We start from the raw sequence: 22,070 nt of genomic DNA on the forward strand, positions 1-22,070 counted from the left end.
GCAACGCACGGCGCCGCCGCGCGATCGCGAAGACGGGAGGCCATCATGCGCCGTGTCGTCGTGCTGTGTCTGTTCGCGTTGGGAGCCACGCTCCCGGTCCAGGCCGAGTTGGTCGAGGGCATCGCCCGCCTCGGCGATCTGATCGAACTGCGCTGCGGTCCGCGCATCGACGTAGTGTGGGTGGACGAGAGCGGTGCCGCGCCGCCCTGTCTGCACACCTATTCGCCCGGCTGCGACGAGGTCCAGCGCAACGCGGCCAACCTGTGCGTCGCGCCACCGCAGGAATCCACCGAGGAAGCGACGCTGCGTTTCTAAGCCGGCGTGCGATGCCGGTGTGGGGCGCGCGGCGGCAACAGGGTGAAGGCCCTGGCAGCGCCGCCGTGTCACGCAGTCTTCAATCCGGCAACGGCAACCGCGCCTGGATCAGCTCGCCCAGGCGGCGGATCGCCGCTTCGTGGCGCGTGGTCCAGGTTTCCACGCAACAGATGCGCATGCAGTTGCGATAGCTGCGGCTGGGGCTGAACAACTCGCCCGGGGTGAAGTTGATGCCTTCGGCCATCGAATCGCGCAGCACTTCGCGCGTATCCACCTGCGGCGGCAGCTCCACCCACAGCACATAGCCGCCTTGCGGCACGTTGAGCCGCGCATCGGCGGGGAAGTAGCGCCGGATCGCGTCCACCGCCGCGCCGACCTGCTCGGCCACCGCGCGCCGCAACCGCCGCAGGTGGTGGTCATAGCCCCCGTTTTCCAGGAAGCGCGCAATGGTCTGCTGCAAGGCCAGCGGCGTCGAATAGGTGTTGATGAACTTCAGGCGCTCGATCTCGCGCTGCCAGCGCCCAGCGACCACCCAACCGATGCGCATGCCGGGCGCCAGCGCCTTGGTGAACGATGAGCACAGCATCACGTTGCCGCCACCCTCCTCGACCGCCGGATCGAACGCCTTGGCCGGGCGCGGCCGCTCGCCGCGATGGAAGAACTCGCCGTAGAGATCGTCCTCGATGATGGGGATGCCGCGCGCCGCCATCAGCGCCACCAGGCGCTGCTTGTTTTCGTCCGGCATCAGACAGCCCAGCGGGTTGGAGAAGTTGGGCAGCAGCAAACAGGCCTTGACCTTGCCGTCGCGCGTCGCCAGGTCCAGCGCCTCGATCGACATGCCGGTCTGCGGATGGGTGGGAATCTCCAGCGCCTTCAACTGGAAGCTTTCCAGCATCTGCAACAGGCCGAAGTAGGTGGGCGACTCGATCGCCACCACGTCGCCGGGCTGGGTCACCGCGCGCAGGCACAGGTTGATCGCCTCCAGGCAGCCGTGGGTGATCAGCACTTCGTCCGCTTCGAAATGCCCGCCCCACGCCAGCGCGCGCCGCGCGATATGGCGCCGCAGCTCGGCGTCGCCCACCGGCTTGCCGTAGTCGGCCAGCAGCCGCGGCTGGTGTCGCGTCACCTGCGACAACAGTCGTTGCAATTGCTGGGTGGGATAGAGTTCGGGATCGAGAATCGCCAGGCCGAAATCGACGCGGATCGGCTTCAGCTCGCTGGCCTGATACGGCCACAGCACCGGGGCGGTCACCACTTCGGAAGGCTCGCGCGGCGGCTGGGTCAGGTCGGGGATGTTCAGCACGCGCGCCTGAGCGACATAGAAGCCGCTCTGTGGGCGGGCTTCGATCAGGCCGCGATCCTCCAGCGCGCGATAGGCTTCCATCACGGTGGACAGGCTGACGTGGCGTTGCGCGGAGAGCTTGCGGATCGACGGCAGCTTCTCGCCCGGTTGCAATACCCCGGAGGTGATGGCCTGGGCCAGTTCCTCGGCCAGCTGGTAATACAGCGTGTCGAGCTTGCGGTGGCCTGCCGGAAGGCGGACGTCGTTCATCGAAGCGGTTCCTTGTCTGCTGCGGCCCGGAGGGCGCACCGCGCGCCAAAGCGCGGCCAGGCACCACTATAGCGTACGGTTTGCAGAGCGAAACAGTTTCAGATTGTGCGCAGAAACCACGCGGATGGCATGACAGTTCGCGGCCGAGCGCCGCGTCGCGGTTCAGTGCACCGAGGCAGGCTTGGAGGCGTCGATGGGGGCGGGGGCCACGCTGGGCGCAACCGGCTTGGAACGGTCGAGAATCTGGAAGAACACTTCGTCCTTGCGGATCATCCCCAGCTCGTTGCGGGCGCGTTCCTCGATGGCGTCCGAGCCGGTCTTCAGATCCTGGACTTCGGCGGCCAGCGCGCTGTTGCGCTCGCGCAGCTTGTCGTTGTCCGTCTTCTTCTCGGCCAGCTCCTGGTCGAGCTGCCAGACCCGCAGCCAGCTGCCCTTGCCGACCCACAGCGGCCATTGCAGGAGCGCGATCACGAGCGCGAGGACGATGGCGAGAATGCGCATAGGAAACCGTAGAAAAAAGAAACCGGAGCCCGTGGGCTCCGGTTTGCGATGTTACTACAGGCTTGCCGCAACATCGAACCCGATGTGGCGGCGCACCGATCAGCGCTTGATCTGGTAGAACGCGTCGATGCCGGGGTACACGGCGGCATCGCCCAGTTCTTCCTCGATACGCAGCAGCTGGTTGTACTTGGCGATACGGTCGGAACGCGACAGCGAGCCGGTCTTGATCTGCATGCAGTTGGTGGCCACGGCCAGGTCGGCAATGGTGCTGTCCTCGGTTTCGCCCGAGCGGTGCGACATCACCGAGGTGTAGCCATGGCGCTTGGCCAGGTCGACGGCGGCCAGGGTTTCGGACAGCGAGCCGATCTGGTTCACCTTGATCAGGATCGAGTTGCAGATGCCGCGCTTGATGCCTTCGGCCAGGATCTTGGTGTTGGTGACGAACAGGTCGTCGCCCACCAGCTGCACGCGGTCGCCCAGGCGGTCGGTCAGCACCTTCCAGCCGTCCCAGTCGCGCTCGCCCATGCCGTCCTCGATCGAGATGATCGGGTACTTGTTGACCAGGCTTTCCAGGTAGGCCACTTGCTCTTCGCTGGTCAGCTCGCGCTTGTCGCTCTTCTTGTACACGTACTTGCCGGTGGCCTTGTCGAAGAATTCGGACGCGGCGCAGTCCAGCGCGATGAAGATCTGCTCGCCGGCCTTGTAGCCGGCCTTTTCCACCGCCTGCATCAGCAGGTCCAGCGCTTCCTCGGCATTGGCCACGTCGGGGGCGAAGCCGCCTTCGTCGCCGACCTGGGTCGGCAGGTGCTTGTCGTGCAGGATCTTCTTCAGCGCGTGGAAGATCTCGGCGCCGTAGCGCAGCGCTTCACGGAAGGTGGGCGCGCCGGCCGGCACGACCATCAGTTCCTGGAAGTCCAGGCTGTTGGAGGCATGCTCGCCGCCGTTGATGACGTTCATCATCGGCACCGGCAGGCTCATCGGGCCCGAGCCGCCCACGTAGCGGTACAGCGGCAGGCCGGCCTCGTCGGCGGCGGCCTTGGCGACGGCCAGCGACACGGCCAGGATGGCGTTGGCGCCCAGCTTGCTCTTGTCCTCGGTGCCGTCCAGATCGAGCATGGTGCGGTCGATGAAAGCCTGGTCGGCGGCATCCAGGCCGATGATGGCTTCGACGATTTCGGTGTTGATGTTCTCGACGGCCTTCAGCACGCCCTTGCCCAGGTAACGGCTCTTGTCGCCGTCGCGCAGTTCGAGCGCTTCGCGCTCGCCGGTGGATGCACCGGACGGCACCGCAGCGCGGCCCATCACGCCGGATTCGAGCAATACATCGGCCTCTACGGTCGGGTTGCCGCGAGAATCCAGGATCTCACGGGCGATGACTTCAACGATTGCGCTCATTGTTTCAACACCTCTGCATCGGTTTGGTTTAAACGGAAACGCCGCATGAATTGGTCTGCGGCGCGAGAATACACAGCTTGCTGTTACAAAGTCTGTTCGATCAGCGAGTTTGCCTTGACCACCTGATCCAGTGCCTTGAGCGTGGTCAGCAGTTCCTTCATCCGCGGCAGCGGCCAGGCGTTGGGACCATCCGACTTGGCGCAGGCCGGGTCCGGATGGGTTTCGGCGAACAGGCCGGCGATCCCGGTGGCGATGGCGGCACGCGCCAGCACCGGCACGAACTCGCGCTGGCCGCCCGACTTGTCGCCCTGCCCGCCCGGGAGTTGCACCGAGTGGGTGGCGTCGAACACCACGGGACAGCCGGTGTCGCGCATGATGGCCAGCGAGCGCATGTCCGATACCAGATTGTTATAGCCGAAGCTCACGCCGCGTTCACACGCCATGAACAGGTCTTCCGGCAAGCCGGCTTCGCGGGCGGCTTCGCGGGCTTTGTCCATCACGTTCTTCATGTCGCCCGGCGCCAGGAACTGGCCCTTCTTGATGTTCACCGGCTTGCCCGACTGGGCGCAGGCGCGGATGAAATCGGTCTGGCGGCACAGGAAGGCGGGGGTCTGCAGTACGTCGACCACGGCGGCGACCGGGGCGATCTGCTCGATCTCGTGGATGTCGGTCAGCACCGGCACGCCGACCTGCTCGCGCACCTTGGCCAGGATGCGCAGGCCCTCGTCCATGCCGAAGCCGCGGAACGACTTGCCCGAGGAACGGTTGGCCTTGTCGAAGCTGGACTTGAAGATGAAGTTGATCCCCAGCTCGCTGGTGATCTCCTTGAGCTGGCCGGCGACGTCGATGGAAAACTGCTCGCCTTCGATGACACAGGGACCGGCGATCAGGAAGAACGGCTGATCCAGGCCGATTTCGAATCCGCAAAGCTTCATGGGTGACTCCGTAGGAGGTGCATGGCTGGCGCGGCCGGCGGGTGGCCGGCGGCCCGATCGGGGCGGCCTGTCGGCCGCCCCGCCCTGGTGGTTCAGCAGCTCAAACCTTCGCGCCCATGATCGCGGGCGTAGCGGATTGCCGCTTCGATATACGCCTTGAACAGCGGATGCCCGTCGCGCGGCGTGGAGGTGAATTCCGGGTGGAACTGGCAGGCGAAGAACCAGCGGTGTTCCGGCAATTCGATAGTCTCGACCAGTTGCTCGGCGCCGGTCGATTTGCCGCTGATGGTCAGGCCGGCATCGGCCAGGCGCGGCAGGTAGTGGTTGTTCACTTCGTAGCGGTGACGATGGCGCTCGGTGATGGTCTCGGCGCCGTAGATGCGCGCCGCCAGGCTGCCCGATTCGAGGTTGCACTGCTGCGCGCCCAGGCGCATGGTGCCGCCCATGTTGGAGTTGGCGTCGCGCTTCTCGATGCGACCGTCGTGGTTGACCCATTCATCGATCAGCGCCACCACCGGGTATTCGGTGTCGAGGTCGAATTCGGTCGAGTTGGCGCCGGCCAGGCCCGCCACGTCGCGCGCGTATTCGATCAGCGCGATCTGCATGCCCAGGCAGATGCCCAGGTAGGGGATGTCGTTTTCGCGGGCGTACTTCACCGCCAGGATCTTGCCTTCCACGCCGCGCTTGCCGAAGCCGCCCGGCACCAGGATGGCGTCCATATGGGCAAGGCAGCCCGGGCCGTCGCTTTCCAGCGATTCGGAATCGACGAAGTGGATCTTCACTTCGCTCTCGGTGTGGATGCCGGCGTGCTTGAGCGCCTCGATCAGCGATTTGTACGATTCGGTCAGATCGACGTACTTGCCGACCATGGCGATGTTCACGGTCTGGCGCGGGTTGTCGATGGCGTGGACGATCTTGTCCCACATCGCCAGATCCGCGGCCGGCAGATCCAGGTGCAGTTGACGGCAGATGATCTGGTCGATGCCCTGCTCGGACAGCACGCGCGGAATCTTGTAGATGCTGTCCATGTCCGGGCAGGAGATGACGGCCTTTTCCGAGACATTGGTAAAGAGCGCGATCTTGTTGCGCTCGTCGTCCGGCACCATGCGGTCGGCGCGGCAGATCAGCACGTCGGGCTGGATGCCGATTTCGCGCAGTTCCTTCACGCTGTGCTGGGTGGGCTTGGTCTTGATCTCGCCGGCGGCGGCGATGTACGGCACGTAGGACAGGTGGACGAAACAGGTGTTCTCGCGGCCCAGTTGCACGCCCATCTGGCGGATGGCTTCCAGGAACGGCAGCGATTCGATGTCGCCCACGGTGCCGCCCACCTCGATCACCGCCAGTTCGGCGTCGCCCGCGCCCTGACCGATGAACAACTTGATCTCGTCAGTGATGTGCGGAATCACCTGGACGGTCTTGCCCAGGTAGTCGCCACGGCGTTCCTTCTTGATCACCGACTCGTAGATCTGGCCGGTGGTGAAGTTGTTGCTCTTCCTCATCTTGCTGTGGATGAAGCGCTCGTAGTGGCCCAGATCCAGGTCGGTCTCGGCGCCGTCCTCGGTGACGAAGACCTCGCCGTGCTGCATCGGGGACATGGTGCCCGGATCCACGTTGATATACGGGTCGAGCTTCATCATGGTGACTTTGAGACCGCGGGATTCGAGCAGTGCGGCCAGAGACGCGGCGGCGATGCCTTTGCCAAGCGAAGACACCACACCACCGGTAACGAAGATGAACTTGGTCATGACAGCTGAGGGGAGTGTGAATTGCGCATTTTACCCGATCGGCCTCCCACCCCTCAATTCTGGACAAGCGCGAAGGAATGTGTGTCGGGCGCTGCCGACGTCCCCGCTGCACACAAGATAGCGGCTTCCTACCGTCCTCGCCGAGGTGCCGCCCGGCGGATCGTCGCACCGGATCGAACGGCGATCCGGACCCCGCGCGCCACCGGCAACGTCCCTACATTCACGCCCGGGTGCCGCCCAACCCTTTTCTCCGCCACCCAATGCGCCTATGAATGGATAACTGGCGCAATATTGAATTCAGCTTGCACCAGCGTTGCCTTTTTGTTGCATGGCAGCAATTTAATTTTTACTCATTTGCCATACGCTCTGTAAGATCCGCGCCGCATAGATAAAACAAAAACTACGTCAGTTGAAGTAAACCACTAGAAAGGGAACACGATATGTCCAAAATCGCCTTAGTGACGGGTGGCATGGGCGGCATCGGCACCGCCATTTGCAAGAAGCTGGCAGACGCCGGCTTCAAGGTCGCCACAACCTATTCCCGCCCCGGCAAGGAGATCCAGTGGCTGGCCGACGGCAAGGAATCCGGCTATCTCTTCCACGCCTATGAATGCGACGTCACCGATTTCGATGCGTGCGTGCTGCTGCGCCAGCGCATCGAGGCCGAGCTCGGCCCGGTGGACGTGCTGGTCAACAACGCGGGGGTCACGCGCGACGCCACCTTCAAGAAATTGGACAAGGTGCACTGGGACGCGGTGATCGACACCAACCTCAACTCGGTGTTCAACGTCAGCAAGCAGTTCGTCGACGGCATGGCGGAACGCGGCTGGGGCCGCGTCATCAATATCTCGTCGATCAACGGGCAGAAAGGCCAGTTCGGGCAGACCAACTACTCGGCGGCCAAGGCGGGCATGCACGGCTTCAGCATGGCGCTGGCGCAGGAAGTGGCCCGGAAGGGCGTGACGGTGAACACCATCAGCCCGGGCTATATCGCCACCGAAATGGTGATGGCGGTGCCGGAAGACGTACGCGCCAAGATCGTGTCGGGCATTCCGGTCGGTCGCCTGGGCAAACCGGAGGAAATCGCCGGCCTCGTCGCCTATCTTGCCTCGGATCTGGCGGGTTTTCTCACCGGCTCCAACCTGGCAGTCAACGGTGGCCAGCATATGTGCTGACCTTGTCTCGGTTTGCCTGGTTAGAAAAATCAAAAGCGGCATGCATGAGCATGCCGCTTTATATGTGTGGCGAACTTGTCATTGTCATATAGGATTTCACTCGGCTCAATTATCATCACAACAGCGTTTTCTGCTGCTTTCGCAGCCTGACCTTGCAGCCCATGAACATGGTCCGAGTTTCGGCGACACCGATCCGGGAGGTAACCCGAATGGCACGTTTGAGGTTGGCTGGCGGTTTCGTACCGCTGACGTTGTCCATCGCAGCGCATGCGTCGCTGTTCAAGGGCGAAGCACTCGATACCGCAGCCAACGTGCTGTCGTGGATCGTGCTGATCGTGCTGCCCATCGCCGGTATCGCCATCTTCTGGATGCTGCACATCCTGCCTGAGAAGATCGCGCACCAGCGCCATCATCCGCAGAAGGACGCGATCCATACGCTGTGCATGCTGTCGCTGTTCTTCGGCGGCCTGCTGTGGCCGCTGGCCTGGCTGTGGGCCTATACCAAGCCGGTGCTCTACAAGATGGCCTACGGCATCGACAAGGTGATCGAGGAACACGACAAGAAGATCGGCCAGGACGAAGCGCACCTGGCCCAGCTCGATCAGCAGGTCAACCATGACGAGGCCCTGCTGCATACCATGCGCGCCGAGATCGAGGCGCTGAAGGCAGAGCTCAACGCCGTGCGCAATCAGAAGGATCAAGCCTGACATGGACGCTCTACTGCTTGGCATCTATGCCTTCTTCGTCTGGCTGATCTTCTTCAAATTCAAATGGCTGCCTTGGAACAAGGTGTCCATGGTCATCGTCTTCACCATTCCGGTGGTGGCGCTGACGATTCTCATCCTGACGCTGAACGTGGTCGCGCCCTCCTCCAGCGACGTGCGGGTGATGAACAAGGTGCTGCAGGTGGTGCCACAGGTACGCGGCCGGGTGGTCGAAATCGCCGCCGAGGGCAACCGCGATTACAAGAAGGGCGATGTGCTGCTGCGCATCGATCCGACGCCGTACCAATCCACGGTGAAACAGCTGAAAGCCCGTCTCAAGGCCGACGATGCGGCGCTCGCCGATGCCGAAGCTTCGGCGCGGCAGTTGAACGAATCGATCCGCGCCGCCGCCGGCAAGGTATCGGTGGCACAGGCCAAACTCGACCTGGCACGCCGACGCCTCGCCGAGCACGAGGAGCTGGTGGCCGCTGGGGCGGGCGACAAGTTCGCGCTGGAGGATGCGCGCACTCGCGTGCGTGAACTGGAGGGCGAACTCGTGACCGCCGAAGCCTCCGAAAACGAAGCCAAGCAGAAGCTCTCGGCCAAGAGCCAGGGCGAGTTTGCCGCCATCGCCTCGGCCCGCGCCCGCCGTGGCGAAACCGAGACCCAGTTGGAAAACGCCCAGTGGGAACTCGATCAGACCATCTATCGCGCGCCGGCGGATGGCCGCGTGATCAACCTGCAGGTGCGTGTCGGCACCATGCTGGTCCCGATGCCGTTCGCGCCGGCATTCAGCTTCGTCGAGGACGAACAGGAGCTGGTCGCCTTCTACCAGCAGAACGAGCTCTATAACGTCGCCGACGGCAACGAGGCCGAAGTGGCACTGCTCACCCATCCGGGCGAGATCATCAAGGCACGCGTCGACTCCATCGTCTGGGCGCAATCCCAGGGCCAGGTGCAGCCGGGCGGGATGCTGCCCAACACCGGCCCCGTCGGCACGCCGCCGAACCGTTTCGCGGTCAAACTCAAGCTCGATGGCAAGTACAAGAACCTGGTGCTGCCGGCCGGCGCACTGGGTGCCGGGGCGATCTACACCGAACACGGCCAGATGGTGCACATCCTGCGCAAGGTGTTCCTGCGCGTGAGCACCAAGCTCAACTACCTGGTCCTGAAGCTGCACTGAGGGGAAATGACACATGACCCCTCTTGGTAAAGCCACACCGATCATCGCCCTGCTGTTCACCGCCCTGGCCGGCTGCGCGCTGCAACCCGCACCGGATACCGATGCGCTGCGCGGCGAGCAACTGCCGATGCTGACGCGCGACCAGGCCTGGCGGGCGGCCTCGCAACAGGGCGAGGTGGCCGACGATTGGCTGAAGCAGTTCCACGACGCCACACTGGAAGCGCTGGTGGCCGAGGCCGTGGCGCACAACCGCGATCTACAGCTGGCCGCGGCCCGCGTCGACGAAGCCCGCGCCCAGATGGCCATCAACGGCGGCGAGCTCTACCCCGCAGTCGGCGTCCGCGGCCTGGGCGGCAACAGCGAAACCCAGGTGCTGTCGGTCGCCGCCAGTTGGGAGCTCGATCTCTGGGGCCGGGTGCGCTCCCAAGCCCGCGCGGCGGAATCGCAATATGCCGCGAGCGAAACCGATTTGCTGTGGGCCCGCGAAGTCGTCGTCGCCACCACGGCCCGCGCCTGGTTCGCACTGCTGCAGTACCGGCAGTTGATCGCACAGCAGCAAATACTGGTCGACACCCAGCAGCGCCTGCTGGGCATCACCCGCCAGCGCATCAGCACCGGCATCGCTCCCGCCACCGAGGAGCAGGAAAGCCAGGTCGCCTTGCGCCAACGCCAGGACGAGCTGCGCCAATTGCAGCTGGCCGAGCGCCAGGCTGCGCAGACCATGGAAATCCTGTTGGGACGCTACCCGGCCGGCGAGCTTGCCGCGGCCGGCGCCTTACCCGCCCTGCCGCCACCGCCGCCGGCGGGCCTGCCGGCCGAATTGCTGGAAAGACGCCCTGACCTGATCGCCGCGGAGCGCCGGGTCGCCGCAGCCTTCGATCTGAAGCAGTCGGCGCGGGCCGCGCGACTGCCCCGCATCTCGATCGGCGCGGCCATCACCTGGGTCGACAGCGATCTGTTCCTGCTCAACAGCGCGGAAAGCCCAGTGAAGGGGCTGACCGGGAGTTTCCTCGCGCCGCTGTTCACCGGCGGCCAATTGCAGGGCCAGGTCGACTTCTACGATGCCAGGCAGAAGCAGGCCGCGATCACCTACGGCACGCAGGCGCTGGCCGCGCTCAAGGACGTGGAGGGCAGTCTGCTCGCCGAGGCCGCCTATCGCGATCGGGCCAGGTTGCTCGACGCCCGCCTCACGGAGCAGCAGACGCTGCTACGCCGCGAGGAAGTGCGGGTAAAGGTGGGTTCGCGCGACCCACGCAGTGTGCTGAACCGCGAGCAGTCGCTGACGGCCACGCGCATGGAGCAACTGCAGTTGCAGACCGCGCAGCTCAATCAGCGCGTCACCCTGTTGCTGGCCCTAGGCGGGAGCTGGACGGCGACCGGCGCCGCAAGCCGCCAGGGCGAGTCGCCCTGACACCCAATCCCCCGCCCGTACACGACGGCCCGCTCAGGTGGGCCGTTATGCATCCATCCGCCGATGCTAAACGCTGTTAGCTCTCTGAAGTCGAGACAAATCCGGACGTGAAATCGGAGCATTCCCCGAGCGAAAGACGAACATTTTTCATCTATAACGACAACGAAACTCAACACCGATGAGCCAGACTGGCGCCCGCCAAGTCCAGCCTTCGTATCCAGGGAGCCTTCCCGCAATGCCGCATTTCCTGCCGCGTCAATCGGTCCTTCTCGCCTGCCTGATTCCCGTGCTGTTCACTGCCTGCGACAAATCGCAGGAAGCCAAGCATGTTCCGCCACCGCCGGTTTCCGTCGTCACCATCAAGCCCACCAACGTGCCGATGATCTACGAAGCGGTCGGCCAGACCGCCGGCTACCGCGAGATCGAGGTGCGTGCACGGGTGGAGGGCATCCTGCTCAAGCGCACCTACACCGAAGGCAAGCCGGTCAAGGAAGGCCAGCTGCTGTTCCAGATCGATCCCGCACCGTATCGCGCGGCGCTCGACCAGGCACGCGGCGTACAGGCCCAGGCCAAGGCGCAATTGGAAAAGGCGCGGCTCGACAAGGACCGCATCATCCCGCTGTATCAGGAGAACGCCGTCTCCAAGAAGGACTACGACGACGCCTTCGCCGCATTCGACACCGCGACCGCCAACCTCGATTCGGCCACCGCCCGGCTGCAGGAAGCGCAGATCAACCTGGACTACACCAACGTGGTCGCACCCATCGGCGGCATGGCAAGCAAGATCAATGTCTCCGAAGGCAGCCTGGTCGCGCCGACCGCCAATGGCGGATTGCTGACCACCATCGCGCAGCTCGATCCGCTTTACGCCAATTTTTCGTTCTCCGAGGCCGATCAGCTCAATATGCAGCGCGGGCAGCAGGACGGCCGGTTGATCGCGCCCGCGAACCGCAACTTCGAAGTCGAACTGCAACTTGCCGACGGATCGAGCTACAGCAGGCGCGGCCACGTCGACTTCGCCGACAGCAAGGTGGACCCGACCACCGGCACCATCCGCGCCCGCGCCATCGTGCCGAACCCGGACGGTCAACTGCTGCCTGGTCAATTCGTGCGCGTGCGCCTGCACGGCGTGACGATCAAGGATGCCATCCTGGTGCCGCAGCGCTCGGTGCTACAGCAGCAGGCCGACAAGATCGTCCTGGTGGTCAACGCCAAGAACGTGGTGGAAGTGCGGCCCGTCGAGCTCGGCGCCACCCATGGCAACGACTACGTGGTGACCAAAGGCTTGAAGGGCGGCGAACGCGTGATCACCGATGGCGTGCTCAAGGCCAAGCCCGGAGCACCGGTGACCATTGCTCCGCCTGCCGCCCACGCCAGCGCCCCGGCCGCCCGCTAAGGAGAACGCACCATGTTCTCCAAGTTCTTCATCGAACGGCCGATCTTCGCCAGCGTCATCTCCATCATCATCACCCTGGCGGGCCTCGCGGCGATGACCGCGCTGCCCATCGAACAATATCCGCAGATCGTGCCGCCGGTGGTCTCGGTGAGCGCGAACTACCCCGGCGCATCGCCGCAAGTGATCTCCGAGACGGTGGCCGCGCCGATCGAAGAGCAGGTGAACGGCGTGGAGGACATGCTGTACATGCAATCCTCGGCCGCCTCCAACGGCTCGATGACGCTCAACGTCTATTTCGCCATCGGCACCGATCCCGACCTGGCAACCATCAACACCAACAACCGGGTTCAGGCAGCGATGGCGCAGCTACCGGACGAGGTGAAACGCCAGGGCGTGACGGTGAAAAAGAAGTCCACCGCCATCCTGGGCTTCGTCACGCTGGATTCGTCGGACGGCCGCTACGACGCGCTCTACCTGTCCAACTACGCCGAGCTCAACGTGGTCGACGAGCTCAAGCGCATCAGCGGCATCGGCGATGTGTCCATCATCGGCGCCGGCGACTACGCGATGCGCGTCTGGCTGCGGCCGGACAAGCTCGCCGAGTTGTCGTTGACGCCTTCGGACATCACCTCCGCCATCCAGGAGCAGAACCAGCAGTTCGCCGCCGGCAAGGTCGGCGCCGAGCCGACCTCGCGCCCGCTGGAGTTCACCTACACCGCCACCGCGCGCGGCCGGCTGGAGGATGTGAAGGATTTCGAGAACATCATCATCCGCTCCAACTCGGACGGCTCGCAGACCAAGCTCAAGGACGTGGCCCGGATCGAGCTGGGATCGGCCAGCTATGACGTGGTCTCCAAGCGCAACGGCAAGCCCACCGTCGGCATCGGCCTGTACCTGCAACCGGGCGCCAACGCCATCGGCGTGCTCGATGCGGTGAACGCCAAGATGAAGGAACTGGAGCCGCGCTTCCCGCCGAGCATGCAATACAACATCCCCTACGACACCACCAAGTTCGTGAAGATCTCGATCGAGGAAGTGGTCCACACGCTGATCGAGGCCATCATCCTGGTGTTCCTGGTGGTGTTCATCTTCCTGCAGAACTTCCGCGCCACACTGATTCCCTGCATTGCGGTGCCGGTTTCGTTGATCGGCACCTTCGCCGGCATGGTGGTGCTGGGCTTCTCGATCAACCTGCTCACGCTGTTCGGCATGGTGCTCGCCATCGGTATCGTGGTCGACGACGCCATCGTGGTGCTGGAAAACGTCGAGCGCATCATGACCACCGAGAAATGCAGCCCCAAGCAGGCGGCCATCAAGGCGATGGAAGAAGTCTCCGGCCCGGTGGTCGCCATCGTGCTGGTGCTCTGCTCGGTGTTCCTGCCGGTGGCCTTCATGGGCGGGATGACCGGCGTGATGTACAAGCAGTTCGCCGTCACCATCGCCGTCTCGGTCACGATCTCGGGCCTCGTCGCGCTGACGCTCACCCCGGCGCTGTGCGCACTGATCCTGAAGCCCGGCCATCATCAGCCGAACAAGTTCTTCGTCTGGTTCAACAACGGCTTCGATCGGCTCACCGGCGGCTACGTGCGCGGCGTGTCCTTCCTCAACCGCCGGGTGCTGGTGGCCTTCGGCGTGTTCGGCACGCTGATGGTCTGCCTGCTGCTGCTGTTCAAGAGCGTGCCGGGCGGCCTGGTACCGGACGAGGACCAGGGCTATCTGATGGTGGTGCCGGTGATGCCGGATGCCGCGTCGCTCACCCGCACGCAGGCGGTCACCAGCCAGCTCGACGCCTTCCTGACCAAGGAGCCGGACGTGGCGCAGGTGCTGAGCTTTGCCGGGTTCGACCTGCTGTCCAGTACCTACCGTTCCAACGCGGCGGCGGTGTTCGTCACGTTGAAGGATTGGGGCGAGCGCAAGGGTGAAGGGCAGGATTCGTTCTCGCTGGCGAAGAAGATCATGGCCATGGGCTTTGCCATCAAGGAATCGGTGGTGCTGGCCTTCAATCCGCCGGCGATCACCGGCATGTCCACCACCGGCGGGCTGGAAGCGTATCTGCAAAGCCGCGCCAGCACCGATCCCAAGCAGATCGAGGCGGCCACCCAGGCCTACATTGCCGCGGCGCAGAAGCGTCCGGAATTCGCCAGCGTCACCACCACCTACCGCGCCTCGGTACCGCAGATGTTCTTCGATCTGGACCGGGAAAAAGCCAAGACACTGGGCGTGCCGGTCGACCAGGTATTCAACGCGCTGTCGGCCACCTTCGGCTCGCTCTACGTGAACGACTTCAACAAGTTCGGCCGCACCTACAAGGTGCAGTTGCAATCCGAAGCCGATTTCCGTTCGCGCCCCGAGGACATCCGCAACGTGTTCGTGCGCTCGTCCAGCGGCAACATGATCCCGCTCGATTCGCTGGTCCGGGTGGAGCGGGTGACAGGACCGGAACTCGTCGAGCGCTTCAACGTGTTCTCGGCGGCCAAGGTGATGCTGCAGCCAGCCCCCGGTTATTCCAGCGGCCAGGCCATCGCCGCCGCCGAAGCGGTCGCAGCCGAAACGCTGAGTACCGATTACTCGCTCGCCTGGACCGGCAGCGCCTACCAGGAAAAGGCCGCGAGCGGCTCCTCGGCCCAGGCCTTCATCTTCGGCATCATCATGGTGTTCCTGATCCTGGCCGCCCAGTACGAGCGCTGGACGCTGCCGCTCGCCGTCATCACCGCGGTACCGTTCGCGTTGTTCGGCGCCATGCTGGCGGTATGGCTCACCGGGCTCAACAACGACGTGTATTTCCAGATCGGCCTCGTCACGCTGATCGGCCTCGCGGCCAAGAACGCCATCCTGATCGTCGAATTCGCCGTCGAGAAATACCGCGAGGGCATGAGCCTGATGGATGCGGCGCTGGAAGCATCGCGATTGCGCTTCCGACCGATCGTGATGACCTCGCTCGCCTTCATCCTCGGCTGCGTACCGCTGGTGACCTCCAGCGGCGCCGGCGCCGCCAGCCGCCACTCGATCGGCACCGGCGTGATCGGCGGCATGCTCGCCGCCACCCTGATCGCCACCTTCTTCGTGCCGCTGTTCTTCCGACTGATCATGAAGCCGGCGGAAAAACAACGACAGCAGGAAGCACGCAAGGAGGAGGCCGGCCATGAATAAGCCTCGTCTCGCCCTGCGCTGCGGCGCCCTCGCCCTGCTGCTGGCCTTGAACGGCTGCGCCCTGCTCAGCCCCGACCGCACCCCGGTCGCGCTCGATCTGCCCGAAGGCCGCGAAGCCGCCACCATCGACAACCAGTGGTGGCATCTGTTCGGCGACAAGGAACTGGACGCACTGGTCGAGCGCGCCCGCGAGCGCAACGCCGACGTCCAGTTGGCCATCGCCCGCATCGAGGAAGCGCGCGCCGCGCTGGGCATCGCCTCCGCCGAGCAATTGCCGCGGCTGGACCTGGGCGCCGACGCCAGTCGGCAGCGGGTTTCCGAAAACGGCCTGCAAGGCGGGCTTCGCCCCAACCCCTACGACAGTTACCAGTTCGCCGCCAGCGCCAGCTGGGAGCTCGACCTGTGGGGCCGGGTGCGCAACCAGCGCGAAGCCGCGCTGGCGCAACTGCAAGCCACGCAATACGACCACGACAGCGTGCTGCTGGCGGTCAGCGCCGCCACCGTCGAGGCGTATTTCAACCTGCGGGCGCTGGACGCGCAGGTCAACGTCGCCCAACAGACACTGACCACCCGCGAAGAGTCGTACCAATTGCGGGTGAAGCGTTTCAAGGGCGGCCTGACCTCCGAACTGGACGTGCGCCAGGCCGAGGCCGAGCTGATGGACGCCCGTGCCGCCCTGCCGCAATTGCAGGCTTCGCAGACCCAGGCGCAGAACATCCTGTTCATCCTCACCGGCGCCAGCCCGCGCGAGGTCTACAACGAGGTCGCGCCACGCGGCACCAGCATCGAGGGCTTGCTGCCGGGCCTGTTCACCCTGCCCGCCGGCCTGCCTTCCGACCTGCTGCTGCGCCGCCCCGACATCCAGAGCGCCGAACAGCAATTGCGCGCCACGCGCGCCCAGATCCAGGTCGCCCGCGCCGCGTACTTCCCGCGCATCACCCTGACCGGCCTGTTCGGCGTGCAGAGCCTGGAATTCAGCGACCTGTTCAAGGGCCCATCCAAGGTGTGGGGCTTTGCCGGCGACCTGACGATGCCACTGTTCGACAACGGCCTCACCGCCGCCCAGGTGGATCAGGCGCGCGCGCGCGACAAGCAGGCCGCCATCCGCTACACCCAGACCGTGCGCAGCGCCTTCGGCGACGTGCGGGTGGGCCTGGATGGCGTGCAACGCACCCGCGAGCGCGCGGAAGCGCTGAAGCTGCAATCGAACGCCCTGGCACGCCAGGTGCATCTGGCCCAACTCCGCTACGACAACGGCTATTCCGACTACCTGGAAGTGCTGGATGCCGAACGCAGCGACTTCCAGGTGCAGCTCACCCTGATCAGCGCCCAACGCGACGCCCTGGTCGCGCAACTATCGCTGATCAAGGCACTGGGGGGCGGCTGGCAGGCGCCATCCGACCTCTCTACCAGCAACGCCACCACACCGGGCTGACGGTCTTCTCGCATCCACGGCACGCCCGTTCTTCGGAACGGGCGTTTTTCCTGCGACGGCGATCCGCAGTGCAACCCCCAGCCCGGCCAGGGCGTAAGGGCATTTCACAACAAATACTTTCCCAACAAGTCAGCAATCGAAATTGGCGCGACGCCGGCAAATGCCCGTCGTCAGCTGTTTTATGCCGCGCCAACCATGGATTTGCCGATCAATGCGATCATGCCGTGGCAGCCGCACCACACTTCGATCCGCCGAAATCGACCGTAGAGCGTGAAAGCGCAACCGTTGCGCTGTGCCAGGGCTCACAAACCCCGGTGAACACCGCTGTCTGATGGTGCAACGCCTGCACTATCTGTGACAATGCAGCATCCGGATCGCATGAAACCTTACAAATTGTCGACGAGCACCGTGCAAATCGCCCACTATCAATTACTGGGCCGCCTGGGCAAAGGCGCCATGGGCGTGGTGTACCGCGCGCGCGATCTGCGCCTGGAACGCGATGTCGCCCTCAAGTTGCTCGACGTGGGCGACCTGGGCGCAACCCAGGCCATCGACTACTCCACCCGGCTGTTGCAGGAAGCGCGCTCCGCCGCGCGGCTGAATCACCCCGGCATCATCACCATCTACGACTGCGGCACCTGGGAAGGCCAGACCTACCTGGCGATGGAATTGCTGGAAGGCCGCTCGCTCAAGACCCTGCTCGACCAGCAGGGCACCCTGGCCGTCAAACAGGTGGTCAGCCTGGCCAAGCAGATGTTCGACGCCCTGGAGCACGCCCACGCCGCCCAGGTAGTCCACCGCGACATCAAGCCCGCCAACCTGATGCTGATGGCCAACGGCCGGCTCAAGATCATGGATTTCGGCATTGCCCAGCAGCCCGCCAGCGAACTCACCCAGGCCGGCACCCTGGTCGGCTCCCCGCGCTATATGGCCCCGGAGCAGATCACCGGCCAGAAACAGGACGGCCGCGCCGACCTGTTCTCCGTCGGCATCGTGTTGTATGAAGCCCTGACCGGCCAACCGCCCTTTGCCGGTGACCAGCCGATTAGCATCGCCTACAACATCCTGCATACCGAACCCGCCGACCCGCGCACCCTGCAACCGGACACCCCCGCCTGGCTGGCGGAACTGATCCTCAAGTGCCTGGCCAAGCAGCGCGACGACCGCTACCCCGACGCCCACGCCGCCCGCAACGCCCTGCTGCTGGGCTCGCGCAGCGCGCGCCACCCCGGCGCAGATGCCGCCAAGCCACGACGTCGCCCCACCCAGACGGAGCCACCGATCCGGGGTGTCGACGCCCACGGAGGCGCCGCGCTGGGCGGCCTGTTGTGGCAGGACAGCAGCGTGCTGCCCCAGCGGCTTTATCACGCCGCGCTCCAGTGGCTCCAGCGCGCCCGACAACAAACCGCCGCCCTCGGTGCCGCGCTGCAACCGGCATGGCAACGCTATCGTCACCTGGCGCCGCGCTGGCAGATCGTCATCGGCGCCGGCGTCGCCGCGCTGGCGGCCGCCATCGTGCTCACCTTGAGCCAGCCCGTGCCCGAACCCGTGATGGAAGTGGAACGCACCCCGCACCAGGCAATCCCGACCGCCGCAGACCTTCAACCCACAGCCGAACCCCTGCCCGTGGTGAAGCTGTCGCCTTGGTCCGGAAACAGCAGCGAGCCCGCCGCCGAATTCATCGAACCCGAAACCCTCGCCCCGTCGCGCACCCGCGCCGCGACCGGTACCACCGTGCAGGAACGCAAAGCCCTGCCCACTATCGCCATTCGCCCGGCCACCCCGCAAAAGCGCCAGGAAGCCGCGCCCCAGCCGGTCATCGTCGAACCCCAACCCGCCCCACCGCCACCCGCGCCCGAGGCCCCCAAGCAGGAAGCCGGCAACCACCCGAAGAGCTTCCGCGAGGAAATCGGCAGCGCCTTCGACTGCCTGCGCGGCAAGGTCACCTGCCCGCCAGGCGATCCCAAGCTGAACGAACGACGCGGGCCGTGAAATACATCGGGAATAAAAAACGCCAACCTCGGGGTTGGCGTTTTTTATGGCTGTCATCTCCATCCATCAACAGCGGCCGGTTTCGTTGCTTCATCCATCATTTCTACCGTCCCAACCGAGAAAGCGGCCCACCCACACCTGCCCTGCAAATCATGCCGCGACCCAATCAAACAACCATCTCAGGGCAAAAGCCTGGCGTTGTTCAAGGCGGTAAAAGCAGAACCTGTGTGACGCAAATACGACAAACCAAGCAAAGTGTCTCAATTTCACTTCATCCGGATAGAACAATTTTACGTTGTCATAAACATGCTGTACTTTTTTCTGGCTGACAACATCCAGGTCAAAAACTTGTCTTTTTGCTGATGTCAGCTTGACCATAAGCCAGATATTTCATTACCACTTTCGGATGGGGATTTTCATGAAAAAAGCAATTGCTTTGGCTGCTACGCTGCTTGTTGTTTCCGCTTCGGCCTATGCCGCCATTTACACCTATTCCTGGGACCCCACAAAAGAAAGCCCGCTGACCACTTGCGCCAGATATGGTGCCGAATTTGTGAATGCCTCGGTGAGTGGCCGATGGGTTCAGTGCTCCAAGTAAACGCCTTACGCATGATGCGTGGCAAGCTAGAGCAAGCCTTGTAAATCAAGTACCGTCGAGGTCGAAGAAAAATTCAGATCAATGATTCCAAATTCGATCCCGACGATCCATTTGCATCGACGCCAACATCATGGCAAAACCACCCACCAGCCAGAGTATGTCAGTTACTACGACCGGATTAAGTGGTTTTACGTTGCCAAAAACATGCCTTGGCTTTTTGGGGGCCGACAGCAATACCGCATCCATGGTTTGCATCGACCCGACCAAGAACCAGATTTTTATTACCACTTTTGGATAGGAACAATCATGAAAAAAGCATTTACCCTGGCTGCTGCATTGCTTGTTATGTCCGCTTCGGCCTACGCCGCCATTTACACGTATTCCTGGGACCCCACGAAAGAAAGCCCGCTGACCGTTTGCGATCGATATGGCGCCAGCTTTGTAAATGCCTCGGTAAGTGGGCGTTGGGTTCAATGCTCCAAATAACAGCCCGGCATACGTGTTATTGACATATACGTGCTGGTCTAGCTTCGTGCCAAACCTATAACTGGATTCAGTGCGAGCCTAGCATTCATCTACACGGTAAAAACTAACCGCCGACCTTGGGGTCGGCGGTTTTTTTGTTGTGATCATGGAAGGCTCATTTAATGGATGGCTGGCGGCTTCGTTTGTTAATCTACCATTGCTTATAATTCAACTTCAAACACCGTATCAAGAGAACGCGGCATCTTAATAAATTCCCTCCAGCCAATCAAAACTCGTTCCCACTCATTCAACAAAAACATTCCTTCAGGTTGCCCCACCCATTGATCATTTATCTCTATATCAACCTGCACTCCAAATTTACTAATTTTCAATGTAACATCATTCCCCCCCGTTTCTATCTTATCAACATTCCCTTTCTTTATTTCCTCAATAAATTCCAAAATCCTACTACAATCTTCCACCGTCTGAGCAATAGCCCCTAGTGCCCCACACATGTATCTATCATACCGAGCAGATCCCTCCCCTTCGACTACTTTAGGTTGCCAGTAAAGCGTCTCCCCCACCAAAGGATGGGCTCCGCCGCTTATATATGAAAACTGTATCTTCATTTATAGCCTCGCATGTCATTTATCTCTCTTGACAAACCGGATATACAGTCGTCCGCGGCGATACAAAACCTTCAACCTTCACCCCTGAAGGAGTGAAAGAACTCCATTTTTCTCCGGCAACAATTTTATTAGGACTGATAAAAAATCCGTCAGCCTTGAGATGACGACTTCTAATTTTCGTGTTAGACGGCTCGATTAGCTGAAGAGTCGGCTTCGTTTTTTAATCCACCTTTAGATAACCATCAGGAACCAAAAACATCCCCATTTTCATCAATCCACACAACCCCTGGGATTTCATAAAAATAGACCGCAAGCTCGATATCATTTTCATCACTCACCCCAATTGGCCAGAGACTTTTTAAATAAGAAACAATTTCCTCTGGGGTCGCTTTCCAATAAACATTTTCATCACTAATCACATACCTTGGGCTAGGATTTTCCGGAGAAATATAACAGTCAGCCCCGGGGGCTATAAACTTAATCACCCCTCTAGACAAAAGATCCTTAACAAAGAAAAAAAACAATTCTTTTCTTTGAAAAAAATCCATTTCTGGATTCCAAGAGCCTATCGCACCAAATAAACCAGAAATCCAAAGCCCAAATGAATCGCGGACAATTTCCTCATAAAATCTCAAATCATTCATTTCATTCCCTCAAAAACTTAATTTCTGGATTATACGTAGTGCCTGTAGCATTTTTGGGAATATCAATAGTCCAAGCGGGGCCAGTTTTCCCTGATGAAGTAGAAAAATTCCTTAGGGTAAAACGTCCCGTCGGGAGTATTTATAACGTAAATAAGCCCCTTCCCTGGAATAGTTCTAGGCTCTGGCAAAGTTGCCGCACCAGTCAAATCAGAGAAATAACTTTTAATCTCAGAGTCTGATGCTCCTACAAAAATTTGGGTCATGACTAGAACAGCGGGTTAGCAATGGAGCTAACCTACTGTTATGACGAACAAAAATAAGTACATCCGCCGTTCGAAAATTTCCGAGGCCAAGTTCCGCGAGCTGGTGCGCTACTTTGCGCTCGACCTGGACGCCTCGCAGATCGCTATGCTAAGCGGGCTGAACCGCAATACCGTCAACCGCTACCTCAACGGCATCCGCCTGCGCATCGCCCAGACCTGCGAACAGGAGTCGCCCCTCTCCGGCGAGGTCGAAGTCGACGAATCGTTCTTCGGTGCCCGGCGAGTCAGGGGCAAACGCGGTCGGGGTGCCTATGGCAAGACCGTCGTCTTCGGCCTCATCAAGCGACAGCGTCAAGGCTTGTTGCTCAAGGGATTTACGCAGTGCAGCCACCTGCGCCAGATGTGCCAGTTGTTGCCGGAACGTCTGCACAGCCTGCGAGTGCTCGGGGACGGGCAAGGCCGTGCTGTGACTAGCCAGCGCATACATCTCCAGCAACTTGCCTTGTTTGCCAACCTTGCGTCCCAAGAGCGGCGCAGCGGTTTGGACGAATTCGGTTTCACTCAGACGACACCGGCCATCAG

The 22,070-nt window shown here is 62.3% G+C and carries 21 protein-coding genes; 12 read left to right on the plus strand and 9 right to left on the minus strand.

From position 1 onward, the window contains the following. The first annotated feature begins 45 nt into the window (after window positions 1-45). On the plus strand, window positions 46-315 hold the full coding sequence (locus tag C556_RS0107065; RefSeq protein ID WP_018747540.1) for a hypothetical protein: 270 nt from the start codon (window positions 46-48) through the stop codon (window positions 313-315). A 79-nt stretch (window positions 316-394) separates the two neighbouring features. Here the strand turns inward: C556_RS0107065 and C556_RS0107070 are convergent, their stop codons facing one another. The 5 genes from C556_RS0107070 to pyrG form a co-directional block, all read right to left on the minus strand. After that, window positions 395-1,867 carry an aminotransferase-like domain-containing protein gene (locus C556_RS0107070; protein WP_018747541.1) on the minus strand — a complete coding sequence of 491 codons (1,473 nt, stop codon included), beginning with the start codon at window positions 1,865-1,867 and terminating at the stop codon, window positions 395-397. A gap of 162 nt (window positions 1,868-2,029) precedes the next feature. After that, window positions 2,030-2,368: a cell division protein FtsB gene (gene ftsB, locus C556_RS0107075; protein ID WP_018747542.1), complete on the minus strand. Its 339-nt coding sequence runs from the start codon at window positions 2,366-2,368 to the stop codon at window positions 2,030-2,032. Between the two features lie 99 nt (window positions 2,369-2,467). Then, the gene (gene eno / locus C556_RS0107080; RefSeq protein ID WP_026262876.1) at window positions 2,468-3,763 is read right to left on the minus strand and encodes a phosphopyruvate hydratase; all 1,296 of its coding nucleotides are present in this window, start codon (window positions 3,761-3,763) and stop codon (window positions 2,468-2,470) included. Between the two features lie 83 nt (window positions 3,764-3,846). Next, window positions 3,847-4,698 carry a 3-deoxy-8-phosphooctulonate synthase gene (kdsA, locus tag C556_RS0107085; RefSeq protein WP_018747544.1) on the minus strand — a complete coding sequence of 284 codons (852 nt, stop codon included), beginning with the start codon at window positions 4,696-4,698 and terminating at the stop codon, window positions 3,847-3,849. A gap of 92 nt (window positions 4,699-4,790) precedes the next feature. Then, complete coding sequence (gene pyrG / locus C556_RS0107090; protein ID WP_018747545.1) at window positions 4,791-6,443, minus strand: CTP synthase; 1,653 nt, start codon at window positions 6,441-6,443, stop codon at window positions 4,791-4,793. A 440-nt stretch (window positions 6,444-6,883) separates the two neighbouring features. Here pyrG and C556_RS0107095 point away from each other — a divergent pair, with 440 nt between their 5' ends. The 8 genes from C556_RS0107095 to C556_RS21565 all read left to right on the plus strand — a co-directional run bounded on the left by C556_RS0107095 (window position 6,884) and on the right by C556_RS21565 (window position 18,889). Continuing rightward, the gene (locus C556_RS0107095) at window positions 6,884-7,618 is read left to right on the plus strand and encodes a beta-ketoacyl-ACP reductase (protein ID WP_026262877.1); all 735 of its coding nucleotides are present in this window, start codon (window positions 6,884-6,886) and stop codon (window positions 7,616-7,618) included. A 209-nt stretch (window positions 7,619-7,827) separates the two neighbouring features. Further along, the gene (locus tag C556_RS0107100; protein ID WP_040430644.1) at window positions 7,828-8,325 is read left to right on the plus strand and encodes a DUF3302 domain-containing protein; all 498 of its coding nucleotides are present in this window, start codon (window positions 7,828-7,830) and stop codon (window positions 8,323-8,325) included. Between the two features lies 1 nt (window position 8,326). Then, complete coding sequence (locus C556_RS0107105) at window positions 8,327-9,505, plus strand: HlyD family secretion protein (protein ID WP_018747548.1); 1,179 nt, start codon at window positions 8,327-8,329, stop codon at window positions 9,503-9,505. Window positions 9,506-9,518: 13 nt separating this feature from the next. Further along, complete coding sequence (locus C556_RS0107110; protein WP_018747549.1) at window positions 9,519-10,916, plus strand: efflux transporter outer membrane subunit; 1,398 nt, start codon at window positions 9,519-9,521, stop codon at window positions 10,914-10,916. Between the two features lie 235 nt (window positions 10,917-11,151). Next, entirely contained in the window at window positions 11,152-12,312 is a 1,161-nt protein-coding gene (locus C556_RS0107115; RefSeq protein ID WP_018747550.1) for an efflux RND transporter periplasmic adaptor subunit, read from the plus strand. 12 nt (window positions 12,313-12,324) lie between these two features. Beyond that, window positions 12,325-15,462, plus strand: coding sequence for an efflux RND transporter permease subunit (locus tag C556_RS0107120; protein WP_018747551.1), 3,138 nt, complete (start codon window positions 12,325-12,327; stop codon window positions 15,460-15,462). After that, a complete protein-coding gene (locus C556_RS19685; RefSeq protein WP_018747552.1) occupies window positions 15,455-16,897 on the plus strand; it encodes an efflux transporter outer membrane subunit in 1,443 nt (480 codons plus the stop codon). The genes C556_RS0107120 and C556_RS19685 overlap by 8 nt, the downstream gene beginning before the upstream one ends. 378 nt (window positions 16,898-17,275) lie before the next feature. Beyond that, the gene (locus C556_RS21565) at window positions 17,276-18,889 is read left to right on the plus strand and encodes a serine/threonine-protein kinase (RefSeq protein ID WP_018747553.1); all 1,614 of its coding nucleotides are present in this window, start codon (window positions 17,276-17,278) and stop codon (window positions 18,887-18,889) included. Between the two features lie 150 nt (window positions 18,890-19,039). Here the strand turns inward: C556_RS21565 and C556_RS22865 are convergent, their stop codons facing one another. Next, window positions 19,040-19,267: a hypothetical protein gene (locus C556_RS22865; RefSeq protein ID WP_157235989.1), complete on the minus strand. Its 228-nt coding sequence runs from the start codon at window positions 19,265-19,267 to the stop codon at window positions 19,040-19,042. Between the two features lie 40 nt (window positions 19,268-19,307). Between C556_RS22865 and C556_RS22870 the strand changes: the two genes are divergently transcribed. Further along, window positions 19,308-19,487, plus strand: a complete 180-nt coding sequence (locus tag C556_RS22870) for a hypothetical protein (protein WP_157235991.1) — start codon at window positions 19,308-19,310, stop codon at window positions 19,485-19,487. Window positions 19,488-19,565: 78 nt separating this feature from the next. Here C556_RS22870 and C556_RS23600 read toward each other — a convergent pair whose 3' ends face one another. After that, entirely contained in the window at window positions 19,566-19,733 is a 168-nt protein-coding gene (locus tag C556_RS23600) for a hypothetical protein (RefSeq protein ID WP_211214687.1), read from the minus strand. Window positions 19,734-19,793: 60 nt separating this feature from the next. Between C556_RS23600 and C556_RS23605 the strand changes: the two genes are divergently transcribed. Next, window positions 19,794-19,973 carry a hypothetical protein gene (locus tag C556_RS23605; protein WP_211214688.1) on the plus strand — a complete coding sequence of 60 codons (180 nt, stop codon included), beginning with the start codon at window positions 19,794-19,796 and terminating at the stop codon, window positions 19,971-19,973. 200 nt (window positions 19,974-20,173) lie between these two features. Here the strand turns inward: C556_RS23605 and C556_RS22175 are convergent, their stop codons facing one another. Together C556_RS22175 and C556_RS22880 are read right to left on the minus strand one after the other, a co-directional pair. Next, a complete protein-coding gene (locus tag C556_RS22175; protein ID WP_083930456.1) occupies window positions 20,174-20,581 on the minus strand; it encodes a hypothetical protein in 408 nt (135 codons plus the stop codon). A 242-nt stretch (window positions 20,582-20,823) separates the two neighbouring features. Further along, window positions 20,824-21,225: a hypothetical protein gene (locus C556_RS22880; protein ID WP_157235995.1), complete on the minus strand. Its 402-nt coding sequence runs from the start codon at window positions 21,223-21,225 to the stop codon at window positions 20,824-20,826. Between the two features lie 303 nt (window positions 21,226-21,528). Here C556_RS22880 and C556_RS23795 point away from each other — a divergent pair. Further along, window positions 21,529-22,070 (plus strand): transposase (locus C556_RS23795; protein WP_245559224.1); only part of this gene is annotated, 542 nt, incomplete at its 3' end.

Source organism: Chitiniphilus shinanonensis DSM 23277 (assembly GCF_000374805.1).
Classification (GTDB): domain Bacteria; phylum Pseudomonadota; class Gammaproteobacteria; order Burkholderiales; family Chitinibacteraceae; genus Chitiniphilus; species Chitiniphilus shinanonensis.

What these genes read in the sequence shown, in the direction of transcription:
- C556_RS21565 (WP_018747553.1), top strand. Translation starts at nt 17,276, where the DNA reads ATGAAACCTTACAAATTGTCGACGAGCACCGTGCAAATCGCCCACTAT.
- pyrG (WP_018747545.1), bottom strand. Translation starts at nt 6,443, where the DNA reads ATGACCAAGTTCATCTTCGTTACCGGTGGTGTGGTGTCTTCGCTTGGC.
- C556_RS0107115 (WP_018747550.1), top strand. Translation starts at nt 11,152, where the DNA reads ATGCCGCATTTCCTGCCGCGTCAATCGGTCCTTCTCGCCTGCCTGATT.
- C556_RS22870 (WP_157235991.1), top strand. Translation starts at nt 19,308, where the DNA reads ATGAAAAAAGCAATTGCTTTGGCTGCTACGCTGCTTGTTGTTTCCGCT.
- C556_RS0107065 (WP_018747540.1), top strand. Translation starts at nt 46, where the DNA reads ATGCGCCGTGTCGTCGTGCTGTGTCTGTTCGCGTTGGGAGCCACGCTC.
- C556_RS22175 (WP_083930456.1), bottom strand. Translation starts at nt 20,581, where the DNA reads ATGAAGATACAGTTTTCATATATAAGCGGCGGAGCCCATCCTTTGGTG.
- C556_RS22865 (WP_157235989.1), bottom strand. Translation starts at nt 19,267, where the DNA reads ATGGTCAAGCTGACATCAGCAAAAAGACAAGTTTTTGACCTGGATGTT.
- ftsB (WP_018747542.1), bottom strand. Translation starts at nt 2,368, where the DNA reads ATGCGCATTCTCGCCATCGTCCTCGCGCTCGTGATCGCGCTCCTGCAA.
- C556_RS0107120 (WP_018747551.1), top strand. Translation starts at nt 12,325, where the DNA reads ATGTTCTCCAAGTTCTTCATCGAACGGCCGATCTTCGCCAGCGTCATC.
- C556_RS19685 (WP_018747552.1), top strand. Translation starts at nt 15,455, where the DNA reads ATGAATAAGCCTCGTCTCGCCCTGCGCTGCGGCGCCCTCGCCCTGCTG.
- C556_RS23600 (WP_211214687.1), bottom strand. Translation starts at nt 19,733, where the DNA reads ATGGATGCGGTATTGCTGTCGGCCCCCAAAAAGCCAAGGCATGTTTTT.
- kdsA (WP_018747544.1), bottom strand. Translation starts at nt 4,698, where the DNA reads ATGAAGCTTTGCGGATTCGAAATCGGCCTGGATCAGCCGTTCTTCCTG.
- eno (WP_026262876.1), bottom strand. Translation starts at nt 3,763, where the DNA reads ATGAGCGCAATCGTTGAAGTCATCGCCCGTGAGATCCTGGATTCTCGC.
- C556_RS0107095 (WP_026262877.1), top strand. Translation starts at nt 6,884, where the DNA reads ATGTCCAAAATCGCCTTAGTGACGGGTGGCATGGGCGGCATCGGCACC.
- C556_RS22880 (WP_157235995.1), bottom strand. Translation starts at nt 21,225, where the DNA reads ATGAATGATTTGAGATTTTATGAGGAAATTGTCCGCGATTCATTTGGG.
- C556_RS0107100 (WP_040430644.1), top strand. Translation starts at nt 7,828, where the DNA reads ATGGCACGTTTGAGGTTGGCTGGCGGTTTCGTACCGCTGACGTTGTCC.
- C556_RS23605 (WP_211214688.1), top strand. Translation starts at nt 19,794, where the DNA reads ATGAAAAAAGCATTTACCCTGGCTGCTGCATTGCTTGTTATGTCCGCT.
- C556_RS0107070 (WP_018747541.1), bottom strand. Translation starts at nt 1,867, where the DNA reads ATGAACGACGTCCGCCTTCCGGCAGGCCACCGCAAGCTCGACACGCTG.
- C556_RS0107110 (WP_018747549.1), top strand. Translation starts at nt 9,519, where the DNA reads ATGACCCCTCTTGGTAAAGCCACACCGATCATCGCCCTGCTGTTCACC.
- C556_RS0107105 (WP_018747548.1), top strand. Translation starts at nt 8,327, where the DNA reads ATGGACGCTCTACTGCTTGGCATCTATGCCTTCTTCGTCTGGCTGATC.